The sequence below is a fragment of the Lachnoclostridium phytofermentans genome (assembly GCF_000733755.1).
Classification (GTDB): Bacteria; Bacillota; Clostridia; order Lachnospirales; family Lachnospiraceae; genus Lachnoclostridium; species Lachnoclostridium phytofermentans_A.
Window position 1 is genome coordinate 79,422 of record NZ_JPOF01000007.1, and the last position, 15,325, is coordinate 94,746.

Below are 15,325 nucleotides of genomic sequence, written 5' to 3' on the forward strand. Positions count from 1 at the left end.
TTAGTAGTTAGGCTTTATCGTAGGATAAAGGTATAGAATCATTTCATTCTATGCCTTATTGCAATTAAATATTTTAAAATGTTATTGACTTCGACACCGTGTCGTACTTTACAATCTACTCAGAAAGGAGATGAGTGTATGAAAACAATGACAATCAGCCAGGTATCTAAAACTTTTGATGTCTCAACGAGAATGCTTCGCTATTATGAAAAAATGGGCCTTTTGAATAGTCATCGTAAGGAAGATTATTCTTATCGATTATATGATGAAAATGCTGTAAGACGTCTACAGCAGATTCTTGTTCTTCGAAGACTTCGCATTCCACTAAAACAAATAGCGCTAATATTAGAGGATACGAAGCAGATGGAGATTATACATATTTTTCAAGAAAACATAGCTGAGATTGATGATGAAATGAATGCTCTTGGTACTATTCGGGATATATTAAGTACTTTTGTATCCAGACTTAGTTTGGGAGTGCAAAAAAACATCCGGTTGAACTTGTTAGAAGACAGTGAAATAATGAAGGTCGTTGACACTCTATGCCTTTCAAAATCAAATTTGAAGGAGGAACGGTCGATGTCAGAACTTAACAAAGCAAATGAAATTTTAAACAAAAATCTAAATATTAGAATGGTGCTATTATCACCCTGCACGGTAGCTTCTTATCATTATGTTGGTGAGAATCCAGAAGAAGTGGTTGGAGAACAAATGAGTAAATTTATACAGGAAAGTAAACTTTATGAGAAAAAGCCTGATGCAAGAATGTTCGGATTTAATCATCCAAATCCATCGGAATATACAGAATATCATGGCTATGAGGACTGGGTTACGATACCGGATGATATGGAAGTTCCAGCACCGCTAACGAAGAAGTATTTTGAAGGCGGTTTATATGCTGCACATACAATTACGTTTCCCAATTTCAATGAATGGTCACTTTTATCAAAGTGGGTAGAGGATAGTGATAAATATATTGCTAATTATAGCAAGCTTGGCGAGGAAATAATGGGAGGATGTTTAGAAGAACATCTCAACTGGATTTATTCTGCGCATAAGGAATGGCCGGAAAACGGTATTGATGGCCAAATGGACTTACTTCTTCCAGTAAAACTCAGATAACAAGTAATAGATTATTTAATGAGTTTATTTTATCAACTTCCTTCACTATAGTAGGAAGCCTTGCATATTCTATATAGTGATTGCTATTAAAGTAAGGATTCTATATGGAGTATTATGTAGTTTCATCATTGGAAATCCACTTGTTTTTCGCAAGAATTATGAAAGAACATTCATTTTTCTTAGAGGTTGGATTTACACAAGCAAATTGTGATTATAGGTCAGAAGCAATTTGCTATAAAGAAGCTTTCGAGGATTTACTGAATCAAGTAATCAGTTGTAGTGATGGCATTGTTGGCCCTTGTATCTTTGAGTCAGGGGAAGTATTTACGAACTATACACTTTGTTCTGAAGAAAAGTCCGCTAGACTGACAGGTAGTTGTATCGATACTAATATTACAAGACGTGAAGCAAAGCTATGTAAGTGCATGTGTCAACAAAGGTGTATTGATGATCGCTTAGTTCATGCAGTAAAGCAAATCAATTGCCGTTCCTTGGAGCTGTTAGAAGGTTTGATATGTTTAAAAGAGAATATACTTCATAATGTATTAAATTGTTGTATGTTTACAATGAATTATCCATTACTCATTGAGCATATTATCCGTGAAGCAAAATTATATCAGAAATATATTATGTATTTAGAGCAAGGGAAAGATTGCGTTCAAGAAGATCTAAGAGATATTGAATTGTTCTGGAATCAAATTATGATGGAACATGCATTATTCATTAGAGGACTATTAGATCCAACGGAAGATGATTTAATTATGACGGCGGATGATTTTGCAGATGAGTATGCCAAATTATTAGAGGAAGCTAGATGTATGACACAAAGGACTATGCAAGGTTTGACAAGTAAAACATTAAAAGAGACTATGAAATATCGTGATTTTAAACTTGCAGGAACCAAAGGAATCAACGAATGCGAAATTCGTAGTTTGATTCTTCCATTGTTAGCAGATCATGTATTGAGGGAAGCAAATCATTATATTAGAATCTTGGAAGAGGAGCAAACAAGCTGCTAGTAGAGTTTAAAAAAATTAACGCATATTTGAATTCTGAGATAAGAATTCTGGAGCATATTTAATTCTACTAATAATAAAAATGAGATTATCAAAATGATGTGACCTTTTGGATTGAAGAGTCGAGATGCTTGGAAAGAGTATTTTGACTCTTCAATTTTTCGTTTCAAGGTTTTGTATGCAGGTGTATGCAAGCTCCTATTTATTAATCTAATACATCGACCATTGGCTCATAGCAATCGCTTCTCGGAGTAATATCCCTCAAATAATGGAGGGTCATTGCCAGAGTAGAGTGCCCAAGGAGTTTCAGAATTCTATGAATTCCCTGTTCTTTGTTTCAGAGAAATTCTTATCACGTTTTGCAGCTTTTCGGCTAGTAGTACACATCTTTATTTATTGACTTCATAGATAGGAAAAAATATAATTAGTTTAATTATAAATTTATATTTACGTCTTTTTATCAAATTCACAACTTATATCAAGACTTTTTTTGCTTACATATATTATTCTACTTATGAAAGGAGGCGAACTAACTTGTATGAATGGAATGAAGCAGTTCAAAAAATGATTTATTGGCTGGAAGATAAATTGCATGATAATCCATCACTTCTTGACATGTCGGAGCAGATTGGATACTCACCATATTATTGTTCAACCAAGTTTCATGAAATAGTAGGTATGACGTTTAAAAGCTATATTGCTGGACGTAGACTTGCAAAAGCCACACTTGAAATACGTGATACTAACGAGCGTATTCTCGATATAGCTATTAAGAACGGTTATTCCTCGCAGGAAGCTCTGACGAGAGCTTTTGTAAATGCCTATGGATGTACACCAGCGGTATATAGAAGGAAGCCCATACCAATTGCTCTTTCAAATATACAGGTAGTTTTACATCCCGAATATTATAATAAAGGAGAGAAAACGTTGAGTAAAACATGCTTAAAAAATGCCGAAGTACGCATGGAATATCTTCCGGCACATAAGTACATCGGTATATGGAGTGATGAGGCAAATGGATATGGTAATTTTTGGAATAAACATAATTGTGATGAGGTGTGTGGTATTATTGAGAGTATGAGACATTTGTCAGACCCAGTTATTGGGTGTCATATGGCTGGCTGGCATTATGTAAATGGAGCCCGTAAGTATTTTTATGGTTTTGGTGTATCGCATGACTATGAGGGTGATATTCCTCAGGGCTTTGCTATTAAAGAATTCCCTGCAAGCTATTATTTAGTTTTTTTCCATCCATCCTTCGATTATTTAAAAGATAACGGTGAGGTAATGAAACAGGTAGAGAACCTTGCATGGAATTATGATATCGAGGCTGAAGGCTTTAATAATCAGAAATATCTATGGAATGAAGAAGTTTGTCAAGATTACCAACGTCATTATCCTGAAGTCCTCGGATATGAGGTTTTGCGACCAGTTAAGAGGAAATAATGTAAAAATTACAAACCTCTTCAAGTAAATATCTTCTTATTTCTCGTCATAACTCCTTACAGCGTGGTTTTGGAAAGTCGGGCACCATTTGGGCACCATAATCTTTTACAGAAATTTTCTCAATTCTCATTTTTGTTCCATTCCTTTCCGACTTTTCAGCGTAACTTTTAGAAGAGCAAGCATAGGAAGTGTGGCCACACTTCCGTAAAATATCTTGTTGGGAAGGATCCCAAACCCTATTTGTTTTTTACAACTGGCTATCTAGGAAACGTACCTCGAATGAATTGGAAAACAAGCAAGAGATATGGTATAATCTTTTCAAGGAAAATCACATGGAACATGAAGAAAATTTATATTTGCTTAACCTACTAATTGCAGCATAAAAAGTCGAGTTAAAATAAAATATTTGTTTTATTATTATAATGAGAAAAGGGGAAAAATATGGACTGGATTAAACAGCTTAACAAGATTATGGACTATATTGATGACAATTTGCAAGGCGAAATATCAAATGACAGAATATCCGAAATCGCATGCTGCTCCATATATAATTTTCAAAGAATGTTTTCGTATATTGCGCAAACTTCATTATCTGAATATGTTCGAAGTCGCAGAATGACTCTTGCTGCTTTTGATATTATAAAAGGCAATGAGAGAATTGTTGACATTGCATTGAAGTATGGTTATGATTCGCAAGATGCTTTTTCGCGCGCATTCAGAAACTTTCATGGAGTATTACCATCGGCAGTAAGAAAAGAATCAGTGCTGGTTAAATCTTGTCCTAAGCTCTCCTTTCAAATTATGGTAAAAGGAGAAGAGAAAATGAACTATCAAATTGAGCGTTGGCCCGCATTTAAAGTTTTCGGAATATCTAACAGGATAAAAACCAACGAAGCTTTTGCATTTGTACCGCAGATATGGGAGAAGGCATGGAAAGACGGCACTATGCAAAAATTCACAAAATACTTCCCTGATTATCGTCCGGCAGGTTTCTTAGGGATTGCCGATGGAGGCGAGTGGGGAAACTCAGAAGAAATGAACTACATTTTAGCCGTTACTAACCATGTGGATACACCGAATTGCGATTATGTCCCTGCGCCGGAAGGCATGATGGAATTCGCCTATCCTGCCGCAACTTGGGCAATTATCAACGCAGATGGTGAATTGCCGAATGCGGTGCAGGAGGTTTATAACAAATTTTATTCTGAATGGCTACCAAGCTCAGGATATAAACTTTCCGACCTGCCCGTGATTGAATGCTATATGCAGGATAACCATCAAGAAGTATGGATAGCAATTGAAGAAACGGAAAAACAGTTATGATATACTCATTTTCAGAAAAAATATTTGAGCAGGGCAAACGGCATTTTATTAAGATTCCGTTTAATGTTTGGGAGGAATGTGGTCAAAAAGGCTTAATTCCTGTTAAGGTTTATATTCAGGACTTAATATTTGAGTGTAGGCTTGTTCCAAAAGGTGCGGGCATTTACTATATTCCCATTTCCAAAAGCGTTACGAATCAGATTAACAACAGCGATGAGATAAGTATTTCCTTTAATCTTATCAGAGGTTTAACCCGTATTAATCATGACAGCCCCTATACATTGGAGAATCCTATCCGAAAAATAGATACGATTCAAAATGTTACATACTACAAAGACGGTTATTGCGGTCAGATTTGCATTGCGATGCTCACTGGGCTAAGTGTGGAAGAAATTACAGAGATTATGCAAGCAAAGGCTTGGCAGTGTTCCATCTCTAAACTGATAGAAACACTTGATTACTTTGGAATTTCTCACAATGAAAAGGTTATTTACACTAGAGGCAGAGAAATTGTTTTGCCTGAGTGCTGTATCGTTAATGTAAAAAGAGATTACATCAACCATCTTGCGCTTTATTACAAAGGAAAATATTATGATTCGATGAATTTTGGTGCAGACAAAATTATAAGTTATTTAAGAATCGATATTTAAATGGTACAGCTAAAGAGTATAATCCGTATGTTAGATAGCATAGTCAGTCGTCCTTGTCAACGATAAAATAAACGGCTTTGTCATCGTTGACAAGCCCGTCTGTCCCAACTCTATCAGTTCCGCAATGAAAGAATAGATGAACTGATATGGATGATAGTTGCGCAGAAAGTGAGTTCTTAGTTGCATGAAAAGAAAATTTATGTCATGATAAGAAGCAATGAGGTGAGGTTGTGAAAGAGAACTCCATCTGTAGCATCTTGCCTTATATTTTTTGCTACAATACGCAGAGTGGAGTTAGTAAGTAAAAGTATTTTTAAGATATTTAATTGGTAATTTAGGAGAAGAATTATAATGAAAGTAAATAAAGAAAAATGTATTGCATGTGGTCTTTGTGTGAATGATTGCCCTGCTAGATGTATCAGATTGAAGGACAACAAAGCAACTATTATAAATAAAATATGTATCGAATGCGGACATTGTATTGCAATATGCCCTAAGTTCGCAGTTACAACTGACGAAGATAAAATGAAGGAAGTAATCCCTTACAAGAAAGAAACCTTCCATATAGAACCAGAGAATCTTTTGAACTCAATTAAATTTAGAAGATCGATAAGACAGTTTAAAGACCAAGAGGTGGAGACTGAGAAAATAGAGAAGATAATTGAAGCAGGTCGCTTTACCCAGACTGCTAGAAATAATCAGGATGTTTCTTATCTCGTAATAAGAAAAGAGATAGATAAGCTTCGACTATTAGTTATGGAAAGCTTATATCATATGGGGCAGCATATTCTAGAAAATCTGACTCCAGAAAACATGTCTCACAAAAGATATGCAAAGATGTGGGTTGATGTTTACGAAGCGTATCAAAAAGATTCGAATATTGAGGATATAATTTATTATCAAGCACCAGCTCTAATACTAGTATTGTCGCCGACTCCGATTAATGGAGGATTAGCCTCTACGAATATGGAATTAATGACGAATGCATTGGGGCTTGGTACCTTCTATAGTGGATTTACGGTACGGGCAGCGCAGAATAATCAAAAGATAAGAGAGTTTCTAGGTTTAAAGGAAGAAGAACAAATCATTACTTGTATGGCAATTGGATACCCAAAGGTTAATTATTTAAGAACGGTACCTCGTAATGATGCAAAGGTCACTTGGTTATAGAAAAAATTGATTCCTTTTTATAGTTCGAGAGAAAATGTAACACTTCAATATAAATTGGACAACATTTCAAGATAAATTTAATTACACCTCAATCAATGTAAGATCAGCTCAATAAGAATTTAACAACAGTGCAAGATAGTTCTATAGAAAATAGAATAGTAATAAGATAAAATCCCGTAAATGCATAAAGTTAAAGTCCTTAACTGAAAGCAGTTGCGGGATTTTTTAGTATTGGAATCAAATATTAGTTTTTCTATAGATTGCAGTGAGTTTTTAACAAGTTAAAATACAAATTGATTCTTAAACTATTTTTATAATAGATTTGTAACACCATTTACATTCGCATGTTCATCCTCCTCCATTGGAATTACAATGCACTTTTTACCATCAATAATTTGTGAGGTGATTTGTTGCATTTTTTGTGGTTTCACTCTGAGGATAACATCATAGTTGCTGTTTGCAGATTCACCAGAAGCACTGTCGGAATTAATTCCGGTTACTTGGTCTTGACTGTTATCGCCATCACTATTACTATCATTTTCTTCTAATGAAACTGCTGCTTCTATATTGTCAAGATTATGAAGTCTATCACCGATGATTGTTACTTCTTCTAATTTTTCCTGTAGTCTTTGTACTTGTTCGGTTAGTTCTTGTTCTTTTCTTTTTTGTGCACTTGCGGCAAGTAATTTATTATCAATCAAATGATCAATTACCGGTGGCATATCGGCAAATTTTTCTGCATAGGATGTCTCAATTTTTGTTGTGATTTCCTCTGGCAGATCACTTGCAGAGAGGAGTTCTTGAATAGAATCATTGGTAAGGAACAGCGGTTCTTGTTTTGTATCCTTATATGCGGATTGTTCCTCTACCATTTGATTTAATGTTTCCTGTATTTCTAAGAATACTGCTTCACTTTTTTGATCGTCTTTTATAGCATTTGAGATAATTGATTGGAAGGTATGTTTCTGCTCGGTAGCAGTCTGTTTTGGTGGACATCCTAATACAAATTCCATAAACTCTTTGTGAGGCTCTTTAGCATCTTTGGTAAAGTATAAGAGGGAATGAATATCAGTGCTTCGGTCTGAAAATGCAGGAAAGACAAAACCAGTATCAGGAGCATTCACGACCCAGTCTCGGTTGCGTGGCCCTATACGGTTTTCTATTTCTAGATAACCAAGACCGGCTTTCGTCAGTGTAACAGGGCAGACAGCGCATAGCAGATAATCATATACTTCTTCTGATTCATCTAATTTGGCATTATCGGATGTTTTCGTCATAACATCATAGGAATCATGGAAGATTAGGATGAGATAATTCCCTGAATAATCATAATTGTCTATGACTAATTGATAGAAAGCTTCTAACAAAGCGCTGTTTTTCAATTTACTATCTTTTAAACCCATGAGAAATTGCTGCTTACCACCTGCTTTTTCTTCATCAATAGGAAATTCAAGTTCTAATAAGTTATTTCCAAGAGTACCGGATAATGTTTTTTTTGCAATCTCTAGATATTTATAAAATTCTTCCTCTTTTAAATTTAAAAATGTTTCCTCTAGATTTAGAATGATTTCTTTCTCCGCATTCACATAACAACCACACATTCTAGTAAAGGTACATTCGTTTTTTTTAAGTCGCCTTTTTAATTCTAATACATCTTTTTTTGTCATAGGAACCTCCGATAAAAACTGTTATTCTATAAAATGTTAAACGTAAGCCATACATAGAGCGATTAAGTTATTTATCCTAAATCTATGCTTAGCTCATATAAATAAAGAAACTGTAATATTGGAATATCTAAATTATAAATAAACGAGAGTTATAAATTAATAGGACAAACGTCTTCCAATAATTATAAAACAAATTCAAAAAAAATTCTATTCGAGGATGAATAAATTTTGTAGGAAATTTGTATTCAAGAATCAATAATTATTGTAGAAAATTTGTATTAAAGGATTAATAGATAGTGTAGAAAATTTGTATTCAAGGATTAATAAATATTATACAAACATGTATTAATAAGCTAATGAAATTAATTTTGGTATAATCACAGGATATGCTTTATGATGAGGTGATTTTTTCAGATAGATAGTTACCTAGCTTCTAATCTGTATAGCAGAAATGAGGAGTAAAAACCGCACTTTTTATAAACATTCTTTTCAGATTGTGAATATGACAGATTATGGATATAATTGTGTGAGAAGTACTTTTGATTTTACCAAGAGAAGGAAGGAAGTCAGTATTTAAATTTATTAGGGGAGATAAAAATATGTTGACCATAGCAATATGTGATGATGAGAATAAAATTTTGGATGAACTAAAAACTAGTGTAGAGGAAATCCTACGAATACACTTAAAACAAGGAAAAATTCTATTGTTTGATAGTGCAAGTGATTTTTATGAAGATTATAATAAAACACCGATTGATATCTTATTATTAGATATTGATATGCCAGATAAATCAGGAATGGAGCTAGCAAAGGAAATATCATTGGCAGAACAAGATATCGTATTTGCTTTTGTTACCAACCAGGAAGCTCTTGTATATCAATCTTTTGAATGTCATCCCTTTGCATTTCTAAGAAAAGATTACCTTAAAGAAGAGTTAGAATCCACATTACTACGAATGATTGATACTGTGTTTTCTAAAGCACAAACTTATTCTTTTAGTTATCGAGGGGGGATCAATAAGGTATTAATTGAAGATATCATATATTTTGAATCTGATCTGAATTATGTTAAGTTAGTTACGACGAAAGAGATATATCGATATCGTGAAACGCTATCTAATTTATGTGAATTATTTCATGGAAAGAAGTTTTTGCGTATACATAAAGGATTTTTATTAAACATGAATTATATCTATTCCATACGACAAGAGGAAGTAGAATTAACCAATCACACCGTGTTACCAATTGGGCGAACCAATAGAGAAGCAGTAAAGAATCAGTTATTTCGTTATCTTAGAGGGACTAGCTTATGATAAGTAGAAAGAGAAATAGTTTAAAACAAACTTTAGAGGATACATCAACGAATCTGTTAGCAGAGAAGATGGAGTTAGAATATCGCTATGAGGAACTGCTCAGAAAATATGAAGAACAGCAATATCAAAAAGACGAGATAAATAAGCTGCATGAAAACACCAGAAGGCTAAAGCATGATATGAAAAATCATATGCTAGTCTTAGCGAATTACCTAAATCAAGAAAATATATATGAAACTAAGCAGTATTTATCTAAGGTCCTAGATAAGTTAAATCATATCTATTCCTACATAGAAACAGGAAATACTGTCTTAAATTCTTGTATTAATGCCAAATTGGAAATGGCTCATCAGTTAGGGATTTCATTTAAAGCTGAAATAGAAAATCTATCATTTTCAAAATTAGGTAGTATAGACTTGTCAGCATTACTAATGAATCTTTTAGATAACGCGATAGAAGCTTCTCTAAAAGAAGAAAAGAAAGAAATACAGATACAGATTATTAAAAAAAGAGGGTATGAAACAATCTTAATGAAAAACTTAATCTCGGAGTCTGTATTACAATACAATAAGGATTTAATTACAACAAAGAAGGAAAACTCAAAAGAACATGGTTATGGTTTAGTACAAATTAGAAGTATAGTCGAGATGTATCATGGAATGATTGACATCTATGAAGAGGATGGATGGTTTTGTTGTTTTATTGCGTTTCCATTTTCAGATTAATTCATGACAAGGAAAAGTTCGAGAAGCGTGCTTTTTCTTAATTGCAGCATACTATTTATCCCAAACAGGATGCTGTATATCCCACACTAATTGAAAATATAGACATTTTATCTATACTGTAGATAGATAAGGAGGATATTTTGATTACTGCAAAGAATCTTCAACGAGAGTTTCATACTAAGATGGGAATTGTTCAGGCAATTGAAGATATAACATTTCATATACCTGAAGGTGAGATTGTAGGTATTGTTGGTGAAAATGGAGCGGGTAAGACGACCCTTCTTCATATGATAACCGGACTATTAGCACCAACGGATGGATATTTACGGACGATGAGGAAAATCCCCTATGCCTCAAGAAAATCTCTATCAAAAGATCTTGCTGTTTTATATGGAAGATGCTCTAGACTTCATGAACAAATGACAGTGAAGCAATCAATGGAACTTGAAGCAATTTTGTATGGAGTGTCAAAGGAGGAATATCAGAGAAAACTTTTGATATTAGATCCATTGCTTAATCTTAGCTCAATTCTTGATAATCATAAAGTACAGCTATCTCTTGGAGAGCGCATGCGAGCTGATTTAGGACTGTTATTATTAAGAGACTCAAAACTCATAATTTTAGATGAACCTTTCCTTGGGTTAGATGCTATGGTTCGTAATGCAGTTTCTGAATATCTTCTGGAACTAACAAGACAAAATGGAACCACTATAGTGTTCACCTCTCATGATATGCAAGATATCAAGTCATTGTGTCACCGTTTACTTGTATTAAAAAAGGGAAAAAGCCTTTATTATGGAAGCGTTAATTATGCTATCAACAAATTTCAGTCGAGGCGAAGCCTTGAACTTGAGATTCTTGGTAAGTTACCCGATTTATCTGATTTGCCTGTAAAACGGTACCAATATTGTAATCAACACTTAACAATTGATTATGATAGCGATTGCTTATCGACAAAAGTAATCATGAGACATATCATGGAGCAGACACAGGTTAGAAGCATCAAAACAAACCAAGGTGGCTTAGAGGAAGCTATGCAGTCCTTAATGAGAAAGGAAGAATAGGGAAAGAAAACTGTGGAAATAAAGATAGTGTGAAAAATCAAGATTTTTCACACACGAATTTGTACTGTCATCAAAATTAGCAGCATTGTGACAGAATGGAGGGGTTATATGGAAGATGTATTAATAAAGGTAAATCACATTAGCAAATCTTTTCGAATTGCAAAACAAAAACAAGGGATAATAAATGCTGTAAAGCAAATGATTAAACCAAATTACATATTAAAAAAAGCAGTAGATGATATTAACTTTACAATAAAAGAAGGAGAAATGGTAGGTTTTCTTGGACCCAATGGTTCGGGGAAATCTACAACAGTTAAGATGCTATCTGGAATCCTGCACCCAGATCAAGGAAGTATTGAGGTGGGAGATTTTATTCCGTATCGTGATAGAAAAAAATATGTGTCCCAAATTGGAGTTGTATTTGGTCAAAAATCACAGCTTGCCTGGGATTTACCTGTTTTAGAGAGTTTTGATTTATTAAAGCATATTTATCGCATAGAAGAAAAAAAGTATCAAGACAATCTGGAACGCTTTGTTACCTTACTTGATATGAAAGATTTTTTATTACAGCCAGTACGTCAACTATCTCTCGGTCAACGTATGCGAGCAGATATCGCTGCGTCGCTTTTACATTCTCCCAAAATAGTATTTTTTGATGAGCCTACCATCGGTGTAGATGTCGTTGGGAAAGAGAAAATCAGAGAATTTATTGTTGAGTTAAATAAAACAGACCGAATTACCATGCTGTTTACCACTCACGACATGCAAGATATTGAAAAGACTTGTGATAAAGCAATCATTATTGATCATGGGACTATGATTTATGATGGTACATTAGCTTCCATTAAGGAGCGATTTGGGAACACAAAACAGATTGAAGTAACTATGGATCAGCATCAAGAAATCGTAACGATTGAAAATGTATCAATTGAGAATGTTTCTCAACAAGGTGATTTTAAGTATCGATTCTCGTATGAAAAAAATAAGATATCATTGGATTGGTTAATGAAAGAAATTTTATCGACTTATTCTGTTAAAGATTTTTCTATAATAGAACCAGGGATTGAGAGTATTATACGGAAAATTTACGAAGGTCAGGTAATGATATGACAAATAAACCTCTAGGTAATGTTTATGTAGCGTTTGCAAAAAAAAGATTTTTATCTAGTATGGCATATCGATTTAATCATTGGATGACTATTTTAAGTTCAGTTTTTTCTGTATTTATCTTCTTTAATTTATATCGTGCTTTATATTATGGAAATACGGAATTAGATGGGATAACTTTATCAATGGTAGCAACCAATCTTATTATTTCTTTTATTATTGGAGATGCATTTGCCATGGATGATGACTTTTTACGTAATAAGATAAATAATGGTACCATAGCAAATGAATTCTTAAGGCCAGTGAATTTTAAATTGCGAATATTAGCAGAGGACTTGGGACAGACAATATTTAATTTGATATTTCGAAGCGGACCTGCATTTTTGATAACGGTACTGTGGATTGGTATGGAGCCACCGAAGAGTTCTGGGCATCTCCTACTAAGCATGATTGCTTTGATCTTTGGATTTTTGGTCTGTTGGAATTTGAGTTTTATTGTTCAGAGTTTAGCATTTTGGATTATTAATGTTTGGAGTATTTCTACTATAAAAGGTGTTCTGTTTAGCTTACTTTCTGGCTGCATTTTACCACTATGGTTTTTACCAGATGCAGTTCGTACGATAGCATCGTTTACTCCATTTGAATCTATATATTTTGGTACAGTTGAAATTTATCTTGGATTGGTTAATGAAAGAGAAATCGTAGCAATCTACTGTAAACAATGGATTTGGATTGTACTCTTATATCTCATTGGAGACTTCTTATGGAAACATGGACAAAAGAAATTGATTGTCCAAGGAGGTTAAGAATGAAGGATGCAATTGCAATGTTTTATCAATATTCCCGAGTAACTATGAAATCCTGGTTTCAGTACCGGGTAGATGCATTACTACGTTCTCTGGCAGTTTTTTTACGAGAAGCCACAGGGATTATTTCTATTATTTTGGTGTTTACAAAGTTTGATGTAAGCGGGATCAATAACTGGAACATCAATGAGTTAGTTTTTTTATATAGCTTTTTATTTAGCACTTATGGTGTTTTAATTATCTTTTTTACTGGATTACTTGACTTTGGAAAGACAGTTCAAGATGGTACTTTTGATCGCTTTCTATTGCGACCACGAGGGGTTTTATTTCAAATTATTGCGAGCGATGCCGATTGGTTTGCTGCGATTGGACATGGGACGCTGGGGATTGTATTATTCTCATATGCGACTAGTAAAATAGAAGTTATTTGGAACTTGGGAAACATTCTATATTTAGCATCTGCTTTTGTTGGAGCGATTTTGATTCAAGGAGCAATGTTTTTATTTTTTGCAAGCCTCAGTTTTTACTTTGTCAAAGCGAGTAATGTTCATGGAGTATTATTTTGGAATCTTCGCAATATTGCAGGTTATCCACTAAGTATTTTCCCTAAAATCTTACAATACATGTTAATGTATGTGGCTCCGTTTGCGTTCGTTAACTATTTCCCAGCACAATTTTTACTGCGAAATGATGATATTGTCAATTATCCAGATATTTATCTATATCTGACTCCAATACTTGGGATTGTAATGTATTTCTGTGCTTATTGCTTTTGGAGAGTGGCAATGAAGAGGTATAAAAGTACTGGTAATTAGATGCTATAGAAGTACTGGTATTTAAACATTATAAATGTAATAACTAAAAAATAATGTACTTTATAATTGAATAGAGGAAATCCTTGCTTGATAAGGAATGGAACGATAAAGTACATTCTTAATGGAATGTACTTTATTTTGTTTGTAGGGCTATCTTTAATAAACCACCGGCTAGGCCGGTGGATCACAATGGCTTCTAGCATTTTCATAATAAAACTCCTTTGTTATAATAAGTGTGGGTCTCAAACCGCACTAAATATAACAAAGGAGGTATCCAATTGGATAAGAATACATTATCACATACAACATGGGAATGTAAATATCATATTGTTTTTGCACCGAAATTTAGAAGGCAGATAATTTATGGAAGTATAAAGGCAGATGTTGCAAATATACTAAGTACATTGTGTAAAAGGAAAGGTGTAGAAATTATAGAGGCTGAATGCTGCAAAGATCACGTGCATATGCTAGTTAGAATACCACCGAATATAAGCGTTTCGGAATTCATGGGGTATTTGAAGGGAAAAAGTTCATTGATGATATTTGATAGACATTCAAATTTAAAATACAAATATGGAAATAGAAAATTCTGGTGTAGAGGATACTTTGTAGATACAGTTGGAAAAAATGCAAAGAAAATAGAAGAATACATCAGAAGCCAGTTGATGGATGACCAAGCAGAAGATCAACTAAGTTTGAAAGAATTTATTGACCCGTTCACGGGTGAGCCAGTAATAAAAGGCAAATAATAAACCCTTGTAAGGGTTAGCCAGAGAAAGTGGTGCGGTTGGGGCCTTTACTTTCGAAGGACCTTTGAGGTCCATGCCGGCAATAGCCCCTTACAGGGGCAGAGCAAACCACCAGTTCACACTGGTGGTGCTGATTTGAACTTTATTTTTATAAAGATAAAGTTCTTTTTTGTAGATAAAATAAAGTAGATTAGGGACAAAATAAAGTTCAAAACATGATCAACAGTTGCAGGGTAAAATAAATACATACAGTATATGATAACAACAAATCAAAATTCTTACTATTCGAAGACATGCATAAACAATGTAATTCAAAAGTAGAGAAGAAATAAAAATTACAGTAATTGTAGGT

General features: G+C 33.9%; 14 protein-coding genes. 13 read left to right on the forward strand and 1 reads right to left on the reverse strand.

Annotated elements, in window-relative coordinates; genetic code table 11:
* Window positions 1-138: 138 nt before the first annotated feature.
* From CC92_RS0116265 to CC92_RS0116290, 6 genes are all read left to right on the forward strand, one after another.
* The gene (locus tag CC92_RS0116265; RefSeq protein ID WP_029501583.1) at window positions 139-1,122 is read left to right on the forward strand and encodes an effector binding domain-containing protein; all 984 of its coding nucleotides are present in this window, start codon (window positions 139-141) and stop codon (window positions 1,120-1,122) included.
* Window positions 1,123-1,226: 104 nt separating this feature from the next.
* Window positions 1,227-2,141 carry a DUF2935 domain-containing protein gene (locus CC92_RS0116270; RefSeq protein WP_029501582.1) on the forward strand — a complete coding sequence of 305 codons (915 nt, stop codon included), beginning with the start codon at window positions 1,227-1,229 and terminating at the stop codon, window positions 2,139-2,141.
* Window positions 2,142-2,672: 531 nt separating this feature from the next.
* The gene (locus tag CC92_RS0116275) at window positions 2,673-3,584 is read left to right on the forward strand and encodes a helix-turn-helix domain-containing protein (protein WP_029501581.1); all 912 of its coding nucleotides are present in this window, start codon (window positions 2,673-2,675) and stop codon (window positions 3,582-3,584) included.
* Between the two features lie 441 nt (window positions 3,585-4,025).
* Window positions 4,026-4,907, forward strand: coding sequence for an AraC family transcriptional regulator (locus CC92_RS0116280; protein WP_029501580.1), 882 nt, complete (start codon window positions 4,026-4,028; stop codon window positions 4,905-4,907).
* Window positions 4,904-5,557, forward strand: a complete 654-nt coding sequence (locus tag CC92_RS0116285; RefSeq protein ID WP_029501579.1) for a DUF1905 domain-containing protein — start codon at window positions 4,904-4,906, stop codon at window positions 5,555-5,557. The genes CC92_RS0116280 and CC92_RS0116285 overlap by 4 nt, the downstream gene beginning before the upstream one ends.
* A 351-nt stretch (window positions 5,558-5,908) precedes the next feature.
* Window positions 5,909-6,727 (forward strand): nitroreductase family protein, encoded by an 819-nt coding sequence (locus CC92_RS0116290; RefSeq protein ID WP_330372772.1) that lies wholly within the window; start codon window positions 5,909-5,911, stop codon window positions 6,725-6,727.
* Between the two features lie 311 nt (window positions 6,728-7,038).
* Here CC92_RS0116290 and CC92_RS0116295 read toward each other — a convergent pair whose 3' ends face one another.
* Window positions 7,039-8,394, reverse strand: a complete 1,356-nt coding sequence (locus tag CC92_RS0116295) for a DUF4317 domain-containing protein (RefSeq protein WP_029501577.1) — start codon at window positions 8,392-8,394, stop codon at window positions 7,039-7,041.
* Between the two features lie 599 nt (window positions 8,395-8,993).
* Between CC92_RS0116295 and CC92_RS0116300 the strand changes: the two genes are divergently transcribed.
* From CC92_RS0116300 to tnpA, 7 genes are all read left to right on the forward strand, one after another.
* Window positions 8,994-9,707, forward strand: coding sequence for a LytR/AlgR family response regulator transcription factor (locus CC92_RS0116300; protein ID WP_029501576.1), 714 nt, complete (start codon window positions 8,994-8,996; stop codon window positions 9,705-9,707).
* Entirely contained in the window at window positions 9,704-10,432 is a 729-nt protein-coding gene (locus CC92_RS0116305) for a sensor histidine kinase (RefSeq protein WP_029501575.1), read from the forward strand. Before CC92_RS0116300 ends, CC92_RS0116305 begins: the two co-directional genes overlap by 4 nt.
* A gap of 140 nt (window positions 10,433-10,572) precedes the next feature.
* Entirely contained in the window at window positions 10,573-11,496 is a 924-nt protein-coding gene (locus tag CC92_RS0116310; RefSeq protein WP_029501574.1) for an ATP-binding cassette domain-containing protein, read from the forward strand.
* A gap of 108 nt (window positions 11,497-11,604) precedes the next feature.
* On the forward strand, window positions 11,605-12,606 hold the full coding sequence (locus CC92_RS0116315; protein ID WP_029501573.1) for an ABC transporter ATP-binding protein: 1,002 nt from the start codon (window positions 11,605-11,607) through the stop codon (window positions 12,604-12,606).
* Window positions 12,603-13,409 carry an ABC transporter permease gene (locus CC92_RS0116320; RefSeq protein ID WP_029501572.1) on the forward strand — a complete coding sequence of 269 codons (807 nt, stop codon included), beginning with the start codon at window positions 12,603-12,605 and terminating at the stop codon, window positions 13,407-13,409. Before CC92_RS0116315 ends, CC92_RS0116320 begins: the two co-directional genes overlap by 4 nt.
* Window positions 13,367-14,224, forward strand: a complete 858-nt coding sequence (locus CC92_RS0116325; protein WP_162175532.1) for an ABC transporter permease — start codon at window positions 13,367-13,369, stop codon at window positions 14,222-14,224. The genes CC92_RS0116320 and CC92_RS0116325 overlap by 43 nt, the downstream gene beginning before the upstream one ends.
* Before the next feature lie 278 nt (window positions 14,225-14,502).
* Entirely contained in the window at window positions 14,503-14,973 is a 471-nt protein-coding gene (gene tnpA, locus CC92_RS0116335; RefSeq protein ID WP_029501569.1) for an IS200/IS605 family transposase, read from the forward strand.
* Window positions 14,974-15,325 lie beyond the last annotated feature (352 nt).